Source organism: Cytobacillus sp. BC1816, assembly GCF_051353635.1.
Classification (GTDB): Bacteria; Bacillota; Bacilli; order Bacillales; family Cytobacillaceae; genus Cytobacillus; species Cytobacillus oceanisediminis_C.
On record NZ_CP195611.1, the window covers coordinates 2,214,275 to 2,234,894 of the forward strand.

At 38.3% G+C, this 20,620-nt stretch carries 18 protein-coding genes; 14 read left to right on the top strand and 4 right to left on the bottom strand.

Going from position 1 to position 20,620, the window contains the following annotated elements:
- The first annotated feature begins 39 nt into the window (after window positions 1–39).
- The 8 genes from ACR42H_RS11400 to ACR42H_RS11435 all read left to right on the top strand — a co-directional run bounded on the left by ACR42H_RS11400 (window position 40) and on the right by ACR42H_RS11435 (window position 10,311).
- Window positions 40–1,185 carry an exonuclease SbcCD subunit D gene (locus ACR42H_RS11400; protein ID WP_436376223.1) on the top strand — a complete coding sequence of 382 codons (1,146 nt, stop codon included), beginning with the start codon at window positions 40–42 and terminating at the stop codon, window positions 1,183–1,185.
- Window positions 1,182–4,316, top strand: a complete 3,135-nt coding sequence (locus ACR42H_RS11405) for an AAA family ATPase (protein ID WP_436376225.1) — start codon at window positions 1,182–1,184, stop codon at window positions 4,314–4,316. The genes ACR42H_RS11400 and ACR42H_RS11405 overlap by 4 nt, the downstream gene beginning before the upstream one ends.
- Window positions 4,317–4,381: 65 nt before the next feature.
- Entirely contained in the window at window positions 4,382–5,059 is a 678-nt protein-coding gene (locus ACR42H_RS11410; protein ID WP_436376227.1) for a diphthine--ammonia ligase, read from the top strand.
- A 36-nt stretch (window positions 5,060–5,095) separates the two neighbouring features.
- The gene (locus tag ACR42H_RS11415; RefSeq protein WP_113883913.1) at window positions 5,096–5,470 is read left to right on the top strand and encodes an SET domain-containing protein; all 375 of its coding nucleotides are present in this window, start codon (window positions 5,096–5,098) and stop codon (window positions 5,468–5,470) included.
- A gap of 67 nt (window positions 5,471–5,537) precedes the next feature.
- Window positions 5,538–6,296, top strand: coding sequence for a YwaF family protein (locus ACR42H_RS11420; RefSeq protein ID WP_436376229.1), 759 nt, complete (start codon window positions 5,538–5,540; stop codon window positions 6,294–6,296).
- Window positions 6,271–7,074 carry a type II pantothenate kinase gene (gene coaW, locus ACR42H_RS11425; RefSeq protein WP_436376231.1) on the top strand — a complete coding sequence of 268 codons (804 nt, stop codon included), beginning with the start codon at window positions 6,271–6,273 and terminating at the stop codon, window positions 7,072–7,074. Before ACR42H_RS11420 ends, coaW begins: the two co-directional genes overlap by 26 nt.
- A 76-nt stretch (window positions 7,075–7,150) precedes the next feature.
- Window positions 7,151–9,028 (top strand): selenocysteine-specific translation elongation factor, encoded by a 1,878-nt coding sequence (selB, locus tag ACR42H_RS11430; protein ID WP_436376903.1) that lies wholly within the window; start codon window positions 7,151–7,153, stop codon window positions 9,026–9,028.
- Window positions 9,029–9,318: 290 nt separating this feature from the next.
- A complete protein-coding gene (locus ACR42H_RS11435) occupies window positions 9,319–10,311 on the top strand; it encodes a LysM peptidoglycan-binding domain-containing protein (RefSeq protein WP_436376233.1) in 993 nt (330 codons plus the stop codon).
- A 56-nt stretch (window positions 10,312–10,367) separates the two neighbouring features.
- On the opposite strand, the gene ACR42H_RS11440 is transcribed toward ACR42H_RS11435, so the two are convergent.
- The 4 genes from ACR42H_RS11440 to ACR42H_RS11455 form a co-directional block, all read right to left on the bottom strand.
- The gene (locus ACR42H_RS11440; RefSeq protein ID WP_113883909.1) at window positions 10,368–10,559 is read right to left on the bottom strand and encodes a CsbD family protein; all 192 of its coding nucleotides are present in this window, start codon (window positions 10,557–10,559) and stop codon (window positions 10,368–10,370) included.
- Between the two features lie 116 nt (window positions 10,560–10,675).
- On the bottom strand, window positions 10,676–11,377 hold the full coding sequence (locus tag ACR42H_RS11445) for a hypothetical protein (RefSeq protein WP_436376236.1): 702 nt from the start codon (window positions 11,375–11,377) through the stop codon (window positions 10,676–10,678).
- 63 nt (window positions 11,378–11,440) lie between these two features.
- A complete protein-coding gene (locus tag ACR42H_RS11450) occupies window positions 11,441–12,367 on the bottom strand; it encodes a hypothetical protein (protein WP_436376238.1) in 927 nt (308 codons plus the stop codon).
- Between the two features lie 98 nt (window positions 12,368–12,465).
- Entirely contained in the window at window positions 12,466–13,650 is a 1,185-nt protein-coding gene (locus tag ACR42H_RS11455; RefSeq protein ID WP_436376240.1) for a hypothetical protein, read from the bottom strand.
- A gap of 154 nt (window positions 13,651–13,804) precedes the next feature.
- Between ACR42H_RS11455 and ACR42H_RS11460 the strand changes: the two genes are divergently transcribed.
- From ACR42H_RS11460 to ACR42H_RS11485, 6 genes are all read left to right on the top strand, one after another.
- Window positions 13,805–15,040 carry a hypothetical protein gene (locus ACR42H_RS11460; RefSeq protein ID WP_436376242.1) on the top strand — a complete coding sequence of 412 codons (1,236 nt, stop codon included), beginning with the start codon at window positions 13,805–13,807 and terminating at the stop codon, window positions 15,038–15,040.
- A gap of 184 nt (window positions 15,041–15,224) precedes the next feature.
- Window positions 15,225–16,316, top strand: coding sequence for a non-hydrolyzing UDP-N-acetylglucosamine 2-epimerase (wecB, locus tag ACR42H_RS11465; protein WP_113883904.1), 1,092 nt, complete (start codon window positions 15,225–15,227; stop codon window positions 16,314–16,316).
- A complete protein-coding gene (locus tag ACR42H_RS11470) occupies window positions 16,309–17,295 on the top strand; it encodes a polysaccharide biosynthesis protein (RefSeq protein WP_113883903.1) in 987 nt (328 codons plus the stop codon). Before wecB ends, ACR42H_RS11470 begins: the two co-directional genes overlap by 8 nt.
- Window positions 17,296–18,123: a dTDP-4-dehydrorhamnose reductase family protein gene (locus tag ACR42H_RS11475; protein WP_436376245.1), complete on the top strand. Its 828-nt coding sequence runs from the start codon at window positions 17,296–17,298 to the stop codon at window positions 18,121–18,123.
- Window positions 18,120–19,019: an NAD-dependent epimerase/dehydratase family protein gene (locus tag ACR42H_RS11480; RefSeq protein ID WP_436376246.1), complete on the top strand. Its 900-nt coding sequence runs from the start codon at window positions 18,120–18,122 to the stop codon at window positions 19,017–19,019. Before ACR42H_RS11475 ends, ACR42H_RS11480 begins: the two co-directional genes overlap by 4 nt.
- A gap of 375 nt (window positions 19,020–19,394) precedes the next feature.
- Window positions 19,395–20,114 carry a glycosyltransferase family 2 protein gene (locus tag ACR42H_RS11485; RefSeq protein ID WP_436376248.1) on the top strand — a complete coding sequence of 240 codons (720 nt, stop codon included), beginning with the start codon at window positions 19,395–19,397 and terminating at the stop codon, window positions 20,112–20,114.
- The last annotated feature ends 506 nt before the right edge of the window (window positions 20,115–20,620 follow it).

The following is a 20,620-nucleotide window of genomic DNA, read 5'->3' on the forward strand; positions in this document are numbered from 1 at the left end:
GCAGAAAGAATCTCAGGCAAGGAAAAGAGGGTGTTAGATATGAAATTTATCCATACCGCTGATTGGCATTTGGGCAAGCTGGTCCATGGTGTATATATGACCGAAGATCAGCGTCATTTTTTGCATCAATTTATTGACGTGGTAGAGGAAGAAAAGCCGGATGCAGTCGTTATTGCAGGAGACTTATATGACCGGTCCGTACCTCCGACTGATGCTGTAGAATTGCTGAATGAAATTCTTTTTAAAATAAATGTAGAGCTCAATACACCTGTGGTTGCCATAGGCGGAAACCATGACAGCGCTGAAAGGCTATCCTTTGGAAGCTCCTGGTATAAACAAAGCAAGTTCTACTTGTCTGGAAAACTGGTAAATGATTTTAAGCCCATACATATTAATGGTGTGAACTTTTATCTGGTACCGTATGCTGAACCCGGAATGGTCAGGCATTTGCTTGATGATGACCGTGTGCACTCCCATGATGATGCAATGAAGGCAATTGTGAACAGAATTGAACAGTACCTGAACCCAAATGAACCGAACGTTCTTGTCGGACATGCTTTTGTTCTGGGCGGAGCTACCAGTGACTCGGAGAGGACACTCTCTGTCGGAGGATCAGGCTGTGTCCATTCTAGCTGCTTTGATCCTTTCTCCTATACGGCACTTGGACATTTGCATAGTCCTGATGCCATAAAGCATGACAAGATCCGCTATTCAGGCTCCCTATTAAAATATTCTTTTTCCGAAGCTAAACAGGAGAAATCCGTTTCTATTGTAGAAATGAAGGAAAATGGCGAATTTGCCTTGCGTACCCGTTCACTTAAGCCCAAAAAAGACTTGAGAGAGATAGAAGGGCATCTTGATGAACTGATGGATCCAGCTTTCTATGAAAAACAGAACCTTGATGACTATCTGAAAATCACCCTTTTTGATGAAGGCGCATTGCTTGATCCAATTAATAAGCTGAGACAGGTCTACCCGAATGTTCTTCACCTTGAAAGAAGGATAGCCGTTACAGATATGAAGAAAAAAAGCTCTTTCCTATCGATAAAGGAAGAGAAAAAGTCAGAGCTTGATCTGTTTAAACAATTCTATGAACAAATGACCACTTCCGAATTTACAAAAGATAAACAGCAGGTTATGACTGATGTGATCGAAAAAGTGCTGAGGGAGGAGGCGCTGAAATGAAGCCATTAATATTAACGATGCAGGCGTTTGGACCCTACGCAGACAGTGAGAGCATTGATTTTACGGAACTTGGAAATCGAACCATGTTTGTCATCTCCGGCAAGACGGGTTCAGGCAAAACCACTATTTTTGACGGCATCAGCTACGCGATTTATGGAAAGGCAAGCGGGGAGGATCGGAATGGGGCTGAACTTCGAAGCCAGTTTGCGAAAAATCATACATTAACCGAGATTTCCCTCGAATTCATTTTAAGAAATAAAAGGTATTACATTACAAGATCTCCTCAGCAGGAAAAGAAAAAAGAGCGCGGCGATGGCACGACGACAGTAAGCGCCAAAGCAGAACTTTATATGTATGGTGAAAATGGAGAGCAAAAGCTCCTTGCTTCAAATGTCAGGGATGTTGATGAAAAGATAAAAGAAATTATGATCATTGACAGCAATCAGTTCAGGCAAATTCTGATGATTCCCCAGGGAGAGTTCCGAAAGCTCCTAACTTCTGAAAGCAAGGATAAAGAAGTCATTCTTCAGCGGTTATTCCATACTCAAATATACAAGCGCATAGAAGAAAAACTTAAAGAAGATGCAACTGAATTAAAAAGAACGGTAGAAGAACAGATAAAACTGAGAGATCAGTATTTTAATCAGGTGCAGGCTTTATACAGCGAGGAGCTGAAATCTTACCTCGAAGCAGGAAGTGTCAATGACACCCTGCTCATGCCGCTTCTTGCAGAGGAAGTTAAGGAGATGGCAGCAGGCCTTGCTGAGCTGACAGAAGCAGGCAGGAAAAAAAAGGAAGAGAGAGATCATCTTCAGCAAAAGCTCTATGAAGCTGAAATGGTGCTCAAACAGCTGATGGCGAAAGAAGAGCTAAAGCAAAGGAAAGAAGAGCTGGAAGGGCTAATGGATCAATACACTGCAAAAGAGAATGCCATAGCTCTTGCCCAGAAAGCAGCCCTGCTCAATCAGCAGGAGCAGCTCTGTCATGAACTGAAGAAAGATCTGGATGCAGCACATGCCGATCTTCATGAGCTTCAGAAAAATTTAGGCACTCTTGAAGCACTATTAAAAGAAAAGCAAGATAAATGGGAAACTGAAAAGAACCGCGAGGCAGAAAGAAAACAGGCTGCCGAACAGGTTAATCACCTGCAAAGTATGAAAGAGGACATTCTTTCTTATGCAAAAGTGGAAAAACTGGTCTGTTCTCTTGAAAAAAATCTTGAAAACCTCAGGCTTCAAAAAAGACAGAAAGATGAAGCCCATCAAAAAGCTGATCAGCAAATAAAAACACTGACTGAAGAAAAGCAGGACATTGAAAAGAGCAAGCTTGCACAGATGGAGAATGAACGAAACCTGGAGAAACTAGCAGACGAAATAGAACGGCTTCATAAATATGAAGAGCTGCATAAAGAGCATCAATTATCAATGAATGCCTTCAGCAATAAGAGAGATTATTTTGATCAGACATCGTCCAGGCTGACTGATGCCAAACTGCTTGTGGAGCAACTGGAGGGCAAGTGGCTTCATGGACAGGCAGCAATCTTAGCAGACAGGCTCCAAAACGGGGAGGCATGTCCGGTCTGCGGCTCAGACCACCATCCCAATCCGGCTGTATCTCCACATGATATACCGGATGAGCAAGACCTGAAGGAAGCAAAAAAACAGGCAGTTCAAATTGAAGCCGAGAAAGCGAAAGCGGAGTCTGCTTTTTATGAAGCCCAGTCCCGCATGAATTCCAGCGAGAGTGGATTGGCTGAACTGACTGCCCAAATACAAAAACACCGTCCTGACTTTAAACAAGAAAGTTTGCTTGTAATGAAAAATACACTTGCCGATCAAAAAAAGGATCTTTTGACACTACATGCTGAGCTGAAGAAAAAATCTTCCATGCTGGAAAACTGTACTGCTGAGTTGGAAAAAACACAGCAGAGGAAAGAAGCACTAGCTGCAGAAATTGACCGGCTGCAAGACCAACTAAATGACGCAGCCATTTTACATGCGGAAAAAAGAAGCAACTTGGCGAGGATGATGGACACGATTCCTGAAAACCTGCGGTCTATTGAAGCTTACGAGTCGAGTTTGAGAACGGCTGCTGAGAAACTTGAAATAATGCAAAGGCAGCTGGAAACAGCCCAGCAGGATTATCAAGATGCAAAGTCGGTCCATATGGCTGAACAGGCAAAGATGGAGACACTTCAAAAGCAGGCTGTTAAAATTGAGGAAAAGCTTGCAGCCGAAAGGCAGAATTTTGTGCAGCGCATGAAAGACCAGGGCTTTGAAATCTACGGAGAATACCGGGATGCCAAAAAATCAGAAGATCAAATCAGGCAGCTTGAAGTTGAAGTAAGGGAATATCGGGAAGAAGTCCGTTCTGTTCATGATCGGTACGCTGAGCTAATACAGCTCTTGGAAGGGATTGAAAAACCTGACCTGGAAAGCTTGCAGCTATTATTGCAAGAAACAGATGATCAATTGAAACTGCTGCAGGATCAATATACAAATCTGTTTATGAAGAAAAAACAAAATGAAGAGACTATGCAAAAAATCAAAGAAATAAATCAAAATATGAAAGCCCTTGAGGAAAGGTACAAAGTAATTGGGCACTTGTATGAAATTTCAAAAGGGCAGAATACTTACCGAATTACTTTTGAACGATTTGTCCTGGCGGCATTTTTAGATGATATACTGAGGGAAGCTAACGGACGTTTATCAAAGATGACCAGCGGTAGATATATGCTGCTTCGAAAAACTGACCGGTCAAAGGGCAACGCACAAAGCGGCCTGGAATTACTTGTGTTCGATCAATACACTGGGCAGGAAAGGCATGTTAAAACTTTATCTGGCGGGGAAAGCTTTAAAGCAGCGCTTGCACTTGCTCTTGGTCTGGCAGACGTGGTGCAGCAATACGCAGGAGGCGTTTCCCTTGAGACGATGTTCATTGATGAAGGATTTGGGACACTTGATCCCGAATCATTAGACCAGGCAATAGAAGCATTGATCGAAATTCAAAGCAGCGGAAGGCTTGTAGGCATCATCTCTCATGTTCCTGAGCTGAAGGAAAGAATTGATGCACGTCTTGAGGTAACTGCAAGCCAGACAGGAAGCCGTACACAGTTTCAATTTTTAAATTAGGATTCAGGGGAAAAAGGATAGACCTTCTATCCTTTTTCCCATACTATTAAAGTTGGTGATGACTGTTGGGGAAGAAAGTAGTTTTATCATGGAGCGGCGGCAAAGACAGCTGTCTGGCTCTAGATGTGCTGATAAAACAGGGGTACGAGGTTGTATGCCTTCTGACAACGGTTCCGCAGGAAATTGGCAGAACCTTTGGGCATGGTGAAAAAAAGGAATTAATCCAGCTTCAGGCTAAAAGTTTATCCATACCTGCAGAGTTTATTTATTGTACCTTTGAAGATTACTCAGAGCGTTTCGTAAGTGATTTAAGAAAAATAAAAGATACATATGGGATTACAGGCATTGCATATGGAGATCTCTACTTGGATGGGCACCGCGAATGGGGAGAAAAAACAGCGGCCGAAGCAGGATTGGATGCGGTATATCCTCTATGGATGGAGGAGAAGGATAGTCTTAAGGCTTTAAAGGCCTTTGTGGAATCAGGGTATAAAGCCAAAGTCATAAGGGTTCGGGAAGAGGTATTGGACAATTCCTGGCTGGGCAAAGAACTTAATCATGACTTTGTAAGTGAAATTGAAGATAAGCTTGTTTGTCCGATGGGTGAATCAGGTGAGTATCATACATTTGTATATGACGGTCCGCTATTTTCTAATAGCATAGAGCTGTACTCTCCTGAAGTGATTCAGCTTGAGACCACAAAGAAATTGGAATTTGGTGAATTTAGGCTCGCTGAAAAATAAAAAATACGTCATTGACGAGAATGTGCAGGTAATGAAATGATCGAAATTAAGACATCAGCAGTAAGCGATGGCGAACATAATAGAGGAGTCTTTGCTACTCGTGATATCAAGAAGGGTGAACTGATTCATGAGGCTCCGGTTCTTCCTTATCCAAACATAGAGCATCAGCATATTGAAAAAACCGCTCTGGCTGATTATGCGTTTGAATACGGGAAAAATCACAGCGCTATTTTATTAGGCTATGGGATGCTTTTTAACCATTCCTACAAGCCAAATGCAGTATATGATATCAATTTTGATAATCATACCTTTGACTTTTTCGCCTATAGGGACATTAAAGCAGGTGAAGAGGTATTGATTAATTATAATGGGGAAGCTGATAATGATGATCCCCTTTGGTTCAATAAATAATTTAATTGGAGACTGATTCTTTCCCTGGCCTGGAGAGCAGTCTCCAGCCCGGAAGGGAGAGAATAGTTTGTCCGGAGTATTTTCTCATGATTATAAAGCTTTCCCTTTTATGGTTTTTTCCGCATCTCATATTGCCATGGTCGTTTTGTTTGCAGCAGCAGCTGTACTTTTATTCATATTCAGAAAAGGGTTATACCGGCTTGATCATAAATTCAGGCTGTATATGTTTCTTCTGCTTTTCACATTGGAACTGTTTTACCATCTCTGGCTTTATCATGGAGGGAAGTGGGACCTTTCCTTCACCCTGCCGCTTCAGCTTTGCTCCATAAGCTTAGTTCTTTGCCTGTTATTATTGGCATCGAAATCTAAGACTGTCTTCCAGATTGTCTATTACATTGGAGTCACAGGGGCATTAATGGCGATTCTAACTCCTGAGATGTTTCTAGGCTTTCCTCATTTTCGCTATTTTCAATTTTTTATTACCCATAATCTAATCGTTTGGACCTGCCTTTATTTCGTGTTTGTTCATCAATTCAGGCCAACAGGAAAGGGCTTGTTCCAAGCTTTTATCTTCCTGAATTTCTGTGCAGCAGCGGCATTTTTCGCAAACAAGCTAACAGGAGGAAATTATATGTTCCTTTCCCGTAAGCCGGTAAATCCATCATTAATAGATTACTTTGGACCTCACCCTTATTACATAATAACACTGGAAATAGCGGCACTATTCCTGTTTTTATTATTGCTGCTGCCATTCAAAATGATTGGAAAAGATAAAGCTGGAAAGGAAAGGCGGAATCTGCATGAAACCTGCAAAAATAGGAATTGATGCTGGAGGTTCTCTGCTGAAAATGGCTTTTGAAGAACAAGGTCAAATTCATTACAAAAGCTATTCGATTGATGAGTTGTACAGTTCTATGAATTGGCTGAAAATGACTGCTGCTGATGCGCCAATTGCCTTGACAGGAGGGAAGGCTGAATACCTTAAAAATGAGTTTTTTCAAAATTCCCGGATTGTTCCTGAATTTGAGTCAAGCGGTATGGGTGCATCCTATTTTATGAAGAAAGATGGTTTATCTTATGAAAAATTTCTCTTAATAAGTATAGGCACAGGAACTTCAATTTGCCTGAACAGCGGCGGGAGAATCTCAAGAGTGTCCGGGAGCGGAATCGGCGGTGGCACATTGATGGGCCTGGGGAGATTGCTGACAGGTGAAAAAGATTTTTCCGCGTTTGTTTCGCTGGCATGCAGCGGGAAAGCCGAAAATGCAGATTTAATGGTTAAAGATATTTACGCACCATTCAACTCACCGATAGATGGCAGCCTGACTGCCAGCAATTTTGGGAAAATTAAAGATGATCATGTAAGCAAGGAAGACAAAGCTGCCAGTTTAACAAACATGATTGCAGAAACAATTGTGCTCCTAAGCACTCAGGCTTCAGTTCAGCACCAGGTTAGCGATATTATTTATATAGGAAGCACGGTTCAGTATAATGAACCGTTAAAGCACCTTTTAAAGAAGTATACCTCCATGCTTGGCAAGAATCCTGTCTTTATTCAAAATGGGGCGTATTGTGGAGCTATAGGTGCGATGCTGTCTTTATAAAATCAGATGATTGAAAGATTCTTTTTTTCAGGATACAGTGGAAAAAGAATGCAAAAAGAAGCAGGTGGCAGATTTGATGAAAAGATATTTTACAATCGGTATGGCCGGCCATATCGATCATGGAAAAACTACATTGACAAAAGCATTAACAAATGTGGATACAGATAGGCTTAAAGAAGAAAAAGAAAGGCAAATATCCATAGAACTGGGATTTGCCCCTTTACACGAAGATGAGGAAATTCAAATTTCAGTCGTGGATGTACCGGGTCATGAACGTTTTATCAGGCAAATGATTGCAGGTGTTGCTGGAATAGACTTAGTCATTCTGGCTGTCGCAGCAGATGAGGGTGTTATGCCGCAAACAAAAGAACATCTGGAAATTCTCGATTTTCTGGGGATCCGGAATGGCATTGTCGCCATAACAAAAATTGACCGTGTGGACGAAGAGTTCACCGGCCTTGTAAAAGAAGAAATTCTTGAGGAACTGAAAGGCACTGTTTTTGAAGATGTTCCCTTTATTTTAACAGATAGTCTGTCAGGCAAAGGGATTGAAGAGTTAAAGGAGCTGATTATTCATACGCTGAAAGAACAGGACACACGGGATGCAAAAGGTGCATTCCGCCTTCCAATCGATCAGGTCTTTACGGTGAAAGGACAGGGAACTGTAGTCAGAGGCACTGTTTATGAAGGAAAAGTCGAAGAAGGACAGCTTCTGAAAATCATGCCAAATGGTATTGAGACCAGGGCACGCCAGCTGCAGGTACATCATCAGCCTGCAAAATCGGCATTTGCAGGGCAAAGGGCAGCCATTAACCTTTCGGGTGTTTCGAAGGAGGATATTGAGCGGGGCGAGGTCCTTGTATCATCTGAGCATTTCAGCGTCACGAAAACCATTGATGTAGCGGTAAAAATGGTGGGAGATTTAGAGTATATCGTCAAACAGAGAATGCCGATCAAATGCCATATTGGTACAGCTGAGGTCATGGGGAAAATCGTCTTTTTTGACCGTAATGAATTATCCAATTCAGAAGGAGAAATTCTCTGCCAGCTGCGTTTAGAAGAGGAAGTCGTCGCCAAAAGGGGAGACAGGTTCATTTTAAGACGGCCGAGTCCCCAGGAGACCATTGGCGGGGGCTGGGTGATTGATCCGAACGGTGAAAAATACCGGTTCGGCCAAAAAACCATTGAGGACTTAAGCAGGAAAAAAGAAGGGACACCGAAAGATCGCATAAAAGCGGCTTTGTCAGAAAATAAGGTGCTTTCGCTTTCGGAGATTACAGCAAAAACCTCGCTGGATGAATTGACGGTTAAGGAAATACTTCATGAAGAAGATTTCCTGAGAGTTAACAGCAAGGAATTCACTTTATTAGCCATCAAAGAGGCAATAGAAGAAGAAATAGCTGACCGCCTGAATGAGTTCCACCTGGAAAATCCAATGAAGCAAGGGGCCAATAAAGCAGAATTGCTGCAGGCAATGCAGAATCAATATCCTAAAATGCTGGTTGAATTTGTTTTAAATTCAGGGATTGAAAAAAGTGCATTTCAAAGAACAGGACAGTTTTTGCAGAATAAAGATTTTTATCCTCATGTGCCGAAAAGCTGGCAAAAACGCACTGACAATCTTCTTGCGGAATTAAAAAAAGATGGATATAAAGTAAAGCCTTTTGATGATTATTATGCTTCCGCCGGGATTCCTGAGAATCTCAAAGGCGATTTAAAACGATATTTAGAAGACCAGGAAATCGTCGTACCGCTGGATGCACAAAACTATTGGCATGGTGATCATTTTAGAGAAGCGGTTGAAGAACTGAAAAAGAGCACAGATGCTGAATTTGAAGTGGGCCTTGCAAAGGAAGTTTTGGGGCTTTCCAGAAAGTATATGATTCCTTTTCTCGAAAAGCTTGATTCTTTGGGTATTACACGCAGAGCAGAAAATAAAAGAATATGGATTTAATGAGTTTTCTGTAAATAGATCAGCTTAAGAATGCTGATCTATTTTTTTGTTTAGGAAGAAAAAAGTTTAATTAGAATAATCTGAAATATGACGATAAACGACCCGATTTCTTCTGATATCTTGGAAATTACCACCAATAAATGCAGGATAAATTTACTACAAATTTACAACTCGAGGGAATACTATGAAATTATGGTTTTTTCTGCCTATTAGTCCATTATTTTCAGATAGGATTTTACTAGAATTATTACTAATATTAGGTTGTCAATGAAATTTAAGGAGTGTACAACTTGAAGAAACAACTACTTACAATGGCTGCGACAGCTGGTTTTTTGATTACACCGTTCAATGGAGAAGCAAGTGCTCATGAAAATAAATATATAGTTCAGTCTGGCGACACCTTATGGGGAATCTCCCGCTCTAACAATCTTTCAATTGAAGAGTTAAAGACATGGAATAATATATCAGGATCGATAATTTATAAAGGACAAGCTCTGACTCTGCTGGCACCGCACAGCCATGACGCTTCAGCAGTCGGGTCTTCCAGCAGTACTGTCAGCTACACAGTGAAATCAGGCGATACTTTATGGGGAATTGCAAAAACACATGGCCTTTCCGTCAGTACACTAAAAAGTTTAAACGGAATCAGCAGTGACACGATATATCCAGGTCAAAAGCTAATAGTAAAAGGTTCGGCTAACACTGCTGCACCTTCTGCTCCTGCTCCTGCAAGCACTGGATCTTATACCATCAAAAGAGGCGACACTCTTTCAGGTATTGCATCTCGCCATAACTTATCGGTTTCACAACTAAAGGCAATGAACAACCTTTCTTCTGACTTGATTTATGCCGGTCAGACTCTAAAAGTAATTGGTACGGCATCAAGCAAGCCGGCAGAATCACAGGTAGCAGGCCAAACGACATCAAAGGTGAATGAATTGATCGATGAAGCAAAGAAATACATTGGTTCTCCTTATGAATGGGCAGGAAGCACACCTGCCGGATTCGACTGCAGCGGCTACCTGAACTACGTATATGGTAAAGTGGGAATCTCTATTCCTCGTACTGTAGCATCCATTTGGAGTGCGACAAAACATGTTGCAGCACCGAGAGTGGGCGATTTGGTTTTCTTTGAAACATACAAGTCCGGTCCATCACATGCTGGAATCTATCTTGGCAATTACAAGTTCATTCATGCTGGTTCTTCACGCGGTGTAGAAATCAGCGATATGAATAATTCATATTGGAAACCTCGTTATTTAGGTGCGAAAACGACTTTTTAATCATTCTGATCATGAAAAAGTACTCAACGCTCAAATGCAGCGTTGAGTACTTTTTTTTAATCTCTGCGATCACTAAAAGTCTTTGACAGTGCTTCCTTTGCATCTCCCCATTTTTCCTGTGCCTGTCCTTTTACTTTATCCATATTTCCTTCAGTTTCTTTGGATTCATTATTGGTCAGTTTGCCGTATTGCTTTTTAAATTCGCCTTTTAATTGGTCCACATTGCCATTTGTCTGGTCTTTGTTCATAAGTATCTCCTCCTTGTGTTTGCTTGCTTCTTATTTACCCAAAATCAGCATTTTAAAACAAACTGAACGGTTATTGGAGAAGGAAAGAAAATAAACACGACCCATTCAAAGGCGTGTTATTCTTGATGATTCATTTTATTCTCTAATGATAAAATTTTTCCCTCTAATAGTTTTATAGCCCATTCAAGCTCTATATTGCGGTCAGTTAAAGGGTTAATAATTTCAGCTTCATCATAAAATTTTTTTTGAAGCGTTGGATTGCTGAAGGCTGTTACTGTGTTCGTTTCTATACTTACTAACTGTTCAAGTCTCTTTTCTTCCTTTAATACAATGATCTCACTGCTGGTGTCACCAGAATCTGATTTATGGAATAAGTGAAGTGTATTTTCATTTTCAGGTAATTTAATCAGTCTTTCATTTTCCCTTTCCAAATTCTCAATTTTACAATGCATTTCCCAAAACGCTAATTCAAGCTCATATATTCGGCTTTCTAATTTGTAAATCAAGTCTTTATCTTCTTTTATAAAAAGTTCTTCAGTTAATTCTTTATTATGAAGCTCATAAACTGACTTCTGTAATATATGCAAATAGGAACTTTGTTTTTTATTTTCTTCAGATAATGAAGCCAATTTCTTTCTCAAAATATCATTTTTATTGATCAATTCATTAATTTGCTTTATGTTATTTTTGCCTTCTGTTGAGTCATCTCTTTTAAAAGAGGGGCTGAGCATGGATTGATATTTGGCTAATTCTGATTTTAGTTCAGTGATTTTCTGCTGTATCTGGCTATCCAAATTGGGGGTATGATTGCGGAGCATGTTCATTCTCCTTTCTGATATTTTCTAACTTTTCTGCACATAACTTTATTTTTTAGCATTGCCTCAAAGTTTACTGTTAGATACAACAACCGATCTAAAAGGGGAGTTTGGATATTCCTTGATTTCATCTCTAATTAATAGTAATTGAGCAATTATTTCTTTTTGTATTTGCTCCATCAACACATTTTCATCATATAAATCCCTGTTTGATGCTTGCAGCTGCTCATTTTGCTGTTGAAGCTGAAGGTTTGTATCTTCTTTTATTTTTAATTCTTCTATATACGCTTCATTTGTCATTATTTTATCTTCATATTCGCTAATTAAGGTACGGTATTCCAGTATTTCAAGAAGAAGCTTTTCATTTTCCTCTTTTTGTATGGATAAGTTATATTGCAGGTCGTCTATAATAAGCTGATCCTTTTTTTCGATTGTCGCTAATTGATTTGAGTAATTGTTCAATTCATCTCTCATGTAAACAATTAAGTCTTTAAATTCATTATTCTTTGATTGGAGTTGTTCATTCTCATTTTTCAGCTTGATCAGTTCAGAATCTTTTTCTGAAAGTTGTTTATGCAGGTAGAGTCTATTTTTTTGGAACTCTTCAATTTCCTGACGTATAGAGGTGTTATTTTCCTGCAGGGTTAAAATGACCTTCTCACTTTTCCGGATCTGTTCATCTAGTGTTTCAATCTTAACGAGGTAATCTGCTTCTTTAGAAGAAAGTTCTTTCAGGTTCTTTTTATAGTGGGCGATTGCAGAACTAAGTTCTTCTTTAATATCTAATTCATCCTGCTGTTTTTTTTGTATTTGTTCCTTTAAGTATTGATTTTCATTTTTCAAGGTTTCCAATTGACTGTAATGATAATTTTCCTGGTAATCCTTAATCTTATTTTTATATTTTGAGATTTCAGCAGTAAGGTAAATAACCTTTTGCTGAAGATTTCTATTGTCTTGTTTCCCATTTTCTTTAATGAAAGGTGCATTCAACATGTATGTGCCCTCCTGACCTTACAATTAGAGCATTCAGTAATATACTATGTGATGATAGGCTGTTTGTTGCAAAATAAAAAAGCCTGTTTAACACAGGCTTAAAATGAAAGTGAGATGGTGTTGTTGGAAGCGTATTGTTGTTTCCCTTCATTAAAATATACAAATGCATGGATACCGACCGAGGAATTTTTAGGCTCTCTTATGAGGACCTTTAATCCGTTAAATGCCTCAGAACCTCCGGGTGGAATGGTTAAATCCTGAATGGAAGTTATCCAATATTCTCCTTTGGTTTTCACTCTTTCTCTCCAGTCATCATATACATATTTCCAGCCTTTTTCTCCATCACTGCCCTTCATGGCGAGACCTGCAACAAGTTTCGGCGGCAGAATCTGCCCCTGTAAAGAGACCCCTGAATCAGTGGGTACTTTTATGCAGATGACAGGATTTTTTAAATCGAGATCTCCAGTGTTTTTCATTATGATTGAACCGTTCACCATATACTCTTTTTGTTCATCATCCGGTCTTGGAATGAGCATTGTGTAATTTAGGAAAACTTCAGCATTTGCTTTCTTTAATCGTAGGTCTTGACTGTTGACTGCTGAGATATTTTTATTCTTTTCGGGTTTAATGGTTTTTTCAGGAACCTTTGGTGCTGCTTTCTTTTCTTGTGTTTTAGTCAGTGATGTTTGATCTAACAAGGAGCTTATCCAGGACTTTATAAGTGGCATTGGTACTATTGCCGAATTATTTGCAGTTGGTTTAACGCTGCAGTACCTGATAAACGCACGAGATATGCTTACTATTAGTCGATCATTTTCGTTAAATTGAGATCTGAAGGCTAATTGCTGTTTCCCATCAGCAGCTAAATTTTTCTTTTCATTTAATACAAAAGGTATTTTTGCTTTATTGAACTCTATAATTAGAAGATTTTTTAGCCTTTCATCAAGAAGAACATTATGTTCAATGATCAATTGCTGATCAGAATACTGCTGGTCAATGCTATCCAAAAATATTGTGATACTTGGTTCTTTCAAAAGATCCAAACCCTCAGCTTTAAGAATATCATTCAATTTTAGAACAGCGTCCTTGCTCGGCTGGTTCTTTGAACGAGATGAAATTGAGATAGGGTGCTGCTTTCTTCCGGTTTCAATATTAATGGTTTCTTTGTTTTGATCAATAACTGCTTCAAATCCCTGTTGCTCACAAAATAATGCCAGGCTAACTGCTGACTGATAGAGAGCTTTGCCTAAAAGTTCGCCATCAATAAAAACAGAATAGGTCATGTGTACAGTCTCCTTTTATCAATTGCATTTGTAACACCTATATATATGAAGAAGAGACCGAATTCGTGAGAATCAACAAAAACAGGCTATTTGATTAGAACACAATTCTAAATATATCCATACTATGAAGTGAAAACACAACCTATTAGAAAGGATGATTTGCTTGAAACCTATTAGAGGATCCCAATTGACTCCTAATAACGTTCAAGAAGAATGTATTCGGGTATCCAAGGTTTATGACTGGGTTTTTGATGCTATCTCTACAGACACAGGAATAACCTTGCCGGATGATTGCGCAGCTGCAGTCGCTGCAGCGGTTGCTGATGGAAGAACACCTCTGGATGTAACATGTGAGGTTCCGGATGTAGGAGGATTCTTCCCGCTGACTCCTCCAGATACGGATGGAAACGCATTGTGCACAGTATCTTCCAGAATCGAAAGACGTGAAATTACTCTTGGTGGAAGATTAGTAGAAGTGGCCATTGTAAAAGTCATCTTCACTATCAGACCACTCATTACTATTTTTGATAGCACAGGCGCTATCATCTGCCAATTCCGTCCGACTATCAGTGAATCCCGCCGTCTAGTTGTATGTGCTCCAGAACCGTTTACAGCTGATAACGTGTTCTGCCGTTTAATTTCACTAGACTGTGACACTAACTTCATCGAAACTGGAGATCCAGACCTTGGCCTTCAGGTTATGCTGGATATCTGTTTCGAGATTCAAGTAGAAGCAGACGTAAAACTAGAAGTACTTGCTAAATTCTGCTTCCCGCGTCCAAATGACATTGAACTTCCTACTAATGGCGTATGTCCGGAATTCGAATGGCCTGCACAATGTGACTTCTTCCCTCGTGACAACTGTGATTGCCAGGCGTTTGTGGATACTGATCCATTGACTGGTCCTGTTGATATTACCTTCGCAGGAATTCTTTTTGATGCACCATTAGTTGCAGGGTCATTTACTACTGAACTAAACGCCGAAATTTGCGACAACTGTCAATTGAGTGGAAGCACCATTTCGTGGATTGTAGAAGATTTCGTAGTTCCAACAGGAACAGGAACAGGAACTGTGGATCAAAGCTTCACGTTTACTGCTGCAGAAATTGGAATGCCGGAATGTACAGAAGTTTTAGGAATTACAACTATGACTGTCGAAGGTTCAGGTACTGTAAGCTTTGCAGATCCTGGTGTAGCTGATCGTACTGTATTGTTCACATTGACACTGATTGAAAACATCGGTGCTGCCCCAGATGCTTATGCCATTGTTCTTACTGATCTTGCGGGATTACCATTGGTGACATTTGCTGCAGCAGGATTAGGATTTGTACCGGATGAAGATCTGGTTGTACAGGATTGTGTTACTTTCCCTAATTTACTAGATGATTAATTCTATGAATAAACAAATAACTATGTGAAGAAGGGGCAACCCTTCTTTTTTTTTCAAAGAATCTATTTTGACAGCAAAAAAATTAACTTAAATAGATGATACAAACCTATTCAAATCAAAGATATATGAATAGGTTAATAGGGACGAATTGAAATAATGATTTTAGCTGAAAGGAGTGCACAAAGTGAGGATTATGACAATTTTGGGGACAAGACCAGAAATAATTCGTCTTAGCCTTATTATTAAAAAACTTGATTTGCTTGCCTCGAAACACATACTTGTCCATACGGGCCAAAACTTTACTGAGTCATTAAGCGACCTGTTTTTTCGGGAATTAAAGATCAGGGAACCAGATTATTTCTTATCGAAAAAACAGGCCACTTTAGGTGGGCAGCTTGGAAATATGTTTAATCAATTAGAAAATATCCTTCTAAAAGAAAAGCCGGATAAGGTTTTGGTGCTTGGAGATACAAATAGCGGATTAAGTGCCATCCTGGCAGAGAGAATGGGAATCCCGGTTATTCATATGGAAGCGGGGAATCGGTGTTTCGATCTGGATGTTCCGGAAGAAAAGAACCGAAAAATAATCGATGCTATTGCCAGTTTTAATATGCCTTATACACCACAAAGCAAAGAAAATTTAATGAGAGAAGGATTTCCAAAAAATAGAATCATCCTTTCTGGAAACCCAATAAAAGAAGTATTAAGTGCTTATAAAACCAGTATTGAGCAGAGTCAAATAATTAAGTCACTTGGTCTAAAGGAAGAGGAATACTTTTTGGCAACAATTCACAGGGCTGAGAATGTAGATAATATAAGCCACCTAAGAGAAATCATGAATGGAATCAACAGGGTGGCAGAGGTTTACCGGAAAAGAATCATCTGCAGTATACACCCCCGAACCAAATCCAAGCTTCAAAAGCTTGAATCATTTAGGCTAAATACCTTTGTTGAATTTCATGAACCTTTTGGTTTCTTTGATTTTGTTCAATTGGAGCAAAAGGCGTTATGTGTTTTAACTGATAGTGGAACTGTCCAGGAGGAGTGCTGTATTTTTCGTGTCCCCACGGTTACAGTACGTCGGACAACTGAAAGGCCTGAAACAATTGATTGCGGAAGCAATGTTCTATCAGGTATTGACTCTGGAAAGATATTAAATTGTGTAAATGTAATGCTGAATGGAGAGAGAGACTGGCCTTTGCCTGAGGGATATGGCGAGACTGGTGTTTCTGATAAAGTGGTGAAATTATTGATGGGAGGCATGGAAGTTGTTTAAGAACCAGACAATTTTAATTACTGGAGGAACGGGTTCTTGGGGTTATGAACTTGTTAGGCAGCTTTTGGATTATAATCCTAAGGAGATAAGAATTTTTTCCAGGAACGAATCTAACCAATTTTTGATGAAGCAAGAATTTGACAATAACCCGCTGCTTCATTTTGTAATCGGAGATATTAAAGAAAAAGAAATTATCATGGAAGCATCTGAGGGCGTTGATTATGTTTTTCACCTTGCTGCCCTGAAGCATGTACCAGTATGTGAGTATCAGCCACTAGAAGCATTGAAAACTAATGTTCACGGAACACAAAATGTTATTGAAGCAGCCATTGAAAACAAGGTAAAAAGAGTTGTCTATATTTCAACTGATAAAGCGGCAAATCCCTCCAATTTTTATGGATTATCTAAAGCAATGGGGGAAAGGCTGATCATCCACGCCAATACTCTTAACACAGACACTAAATTTGTTTGCATAAGAGGTGGAAATGTTCTTGGAACAAATGGAAGTGTAATCCATGTCTTTAAGAAACAAATACAGGAAAAAGGAAGGATTGGTATTACTGATCCTGCAATGACAAGATTTTTCTTAACAATTGAAGAAGCTATCAAGCTGGTATTCAAAGCCACTTTTGAGAGTATGGGCGGGGAGATTTTTGTTATGAAGATGCCGGCATGTAAAATTCTAGATCTTGCTCATGTTTTATCAGAGGATATGGGAAAAAAAGGAATAGAGGTTGACATTCTGGGTGTCAGGCCTGGAGAGAAGATACATGAACTTCTCCTTTCAGAATATGAAAGTGAAACAACAATTGCATATGATGAAGAGTATTTTGTCATTTTGCCAAGTATTCATATTGATGGCTTAAAAGAAAAATATGCTAATTATAAACCGGTTAATCTTTTAAACTATAATTCCAGCAAAGACCTAATGAGCAAGGATGAAATCAGGGGAATTTTAAGGAAAGGCAGGTTTATATAGATGAAGGTATTAGTCCTTGGAGGAAAAGGGATGGCTGGCCATATGATAGTTGATTACCTTCGAAGGCAGCCACAATATAACGTCATCTATACTTCAAGGAACAAAGAAGATGAAGATGGAATTTTTCTAGATATCACAGATTCTTTAAAGCTTGAAGAAGTAATTAATAATCAAAAACCAGAGGTAATAATTAATTGCATTGGAATATTGAATGAATTTGCAGAAAAGAACCAAAAGCTAGCCTTTCAGGTTAATAGTTTGCTTCCGCATCAGTTAGTCAAATTTGCCGAGAGATATAATGGGAAGGTAATTCATATTAGTACTGATTGTGTATTTTTAGGAACGAAAGGGAATTATTCTGAAAATGATATACCAGATGGGACTTCAGTTTATGCTGAATCAAAACAGCTTGGAGAAATCGTTAGCGATGTACATTTAACCATTCGTACCTCTATAATAGGCCCTGAATTAAAAGATAGTGGAATCGGGTTATTTTTGTGGTTTATGAAGCAAAAAGGGACAATTAAGGGATATAAAGAAGTTTATTGGAATGGTGTAACAACTCTCGAATTAGCAAAGGCAATTGATGAGATGATCCAGCAGAATATTACGGGATTATATCATTTATCTTCCGATAAAAAGATATCAAAGTATGAATTACTGACTTTGATCAAACACATATTTAATAAAGATGACGTTGTCATTCAGTCTGATAGTGAAATAAAACAGGATAGAACCATAATAAATACAAGGAGTCAATATAAGTATCAAGTTCCCACTTATGAAGAAATGATTTTGGAACTTAAAGAGTGGATGAATGACAAATGAGCGGCGGGCCCAAAATATTAATTACTGGTGCATCCGGATTTACCGGGCTCCATGCCTGCAGGTATTTTGCATCTGCTGGATATAACGTAATTGCTGTCACAAGAAGGGATATATCTATCGATGGTGTTAAGGTAGAACAATGTGATCTTAATATCAAAGAATCGGTGCTAAATTTAATAAAAAGAGTAAAACCGCAATTTTTATTGCATTTGGCCGGTCAAAACCATGTAGGTCAATCATGGTCTGATCCAACAGGAACGTTAGAAACCAATCTGCTATCAACTGTATTTATACTGGATGCTCTTCATAAGGAATGCCCTGAATCAAAATCTGTCATAATAGGATCAGCTCTTCAAATCGACCCTTCAAATATCTCTGCAATTCCCCATCCTTATAGTCTCAGTAAAACATTTCAAGTACTCGCTGCCAGAGCTTGGGCAGAACTTTATGGCCTTTCGATTGTTATTGCCCAACCAACGAATTTAATTGGACCAGGAAAATCGAACGGGGTATGCTCTGTTTTTGCTAACAGGATTGCTGAAATGGAAAATCATAATGCTGAACAAATTCTTGAAGTGAACAACCTATATGCACAGCGTGATTTCCTTGATGTTCGAGATGCCGTCAGAGCATATGAAATCCTTTTTAGGAAAGGGATAAGTAAAGAAATCTATCCAATTTCATCTGGAAAAAGCCAATCATTAGGAGAAGTTGCAAAAATATACAAAAATATGACACCTATAAACTTTAAAATTAAATCATTTGAAAAGAGCAATAGAGAAGATAAAGTTAGGATTTCTTCTGAAAAAATGAACCAACTAGGATGGGAACCAATATTCTCTTTTAGAACATCACTTGAGGAAAGTCTAAATTATTTTAGAAGATGTCCTTCATAATAGAAGTAGCGACATTGAACACCTTTATAAACACCTTATAAACACCCTCCTTAAAATATAGCTCTCTGACTCAAAATTGAATAAAAAATATATAAAGTTAAATATTAACAAAGCATTATTCTAAAGGTAGATGAAGCTTTAATAATGGTACAAATAATTGAGAGCACCTATAGAGTTTTTTCTTTATAGATATAATAGATAAAGGTGATTTATCTGTACCATTTTGTATATCTTTTTATTTATTCGATAAATAAAACAAAAAAGCTTTAGAGGTATAAAGGTATTTTACAGAGGTTTATTTGTAAAATCTGTTTTGTAAGAAATAAACCAGTAAAATTGTAAATTTAATTAGGCTTATTAGGGGGGAACTTTAAAGTGGAATCCAGTAAATACCCTCTGGTTTCAATAATTATTCCATTTTATAACTGTCAGTACGTTTCTAGAGCAATTTCCAGCGCACTTAATCAAACTTATCAAAATATAGAAATTATTGTAGTGGATGATGGATCCACTAAACATTTAGCTGCATTAAAACATATAAAGAAAAAAATTCGTTATATTAAGAAAAAAAATGGAGGTACAGCTTCTGCTTTGAATGAAGGAATAAAGATTTCTAATGGTGATTATATTGCTTGGCTGAGTTCAGACGATTTATTCCTTAATACAAAAATTGAATTGCAAATAAAATTCATGAAGGAAAGGGATTGTAAGTTCTCATATACCAATTACTTTTGTATTGATAATAAGGATAGGATAATCTCTCAGGCTCTCGGCCCTTCAAATATTTCGAATGAAGAACTGCTATTTAGTTTAAGCAATGGTTGTCCAATAAATGGTTCGACAATTATGATGCGGAGAGAGGTAGTGAAGAGTGTTGGTTTATTTAATGAATCACTAATTTATGCAAATGATTATGATTATTGGATTAGAGTATATCTTAAATATCAAATTTGTCACTTAAATAATGCGCTCACTCTTTATAGAGTCCATAGGGAGATGGGGACAAAGCTTCATAATAATGATGTACTAAAGGAATCAGCGAAAGTAAAACTACAGTATCAAGATTTACTAAATGAAAATTCAAAAGATCAATAGGTTATTGCAAGTCATCGTTGTTCTAAAACAGTCTGCCTAAGTTAAGGATATTAATCGTCTATTAATCCTCAATAAGAATTAAATCTTCCCAAAAATTCTACTTATCATGGGGTTTATTACCTCTTTGTATTCTTTTTAATGAATGTATTTAGTAATACTTCGATTCATTTCGGAAAAATTGAAAAAATCAAAAAATACTCTCATTTTGTCAATTTATTAAGGATTATCGTTACGCCTGGTTTATAATCCGTTTCCGATAGTATCTATGACGATCATTTATTCTTCAATTTACATTTACCGATATAAGGTTAAGTAAGGATGCTTTCAAGTATTAGGCTTTAGATGATTTTATACAAAAACAATATATCTATAAAACTAGCCTATAGCAAGGATATGAATTAAAACATAACTTATTATGAAAGGTAAGAGTATACCGGTTTTTAAAATGTTCTTTCAGAAAATGAATTTAAGTATTAATATCTAACCTTTCCATTTGAACTTTCTAC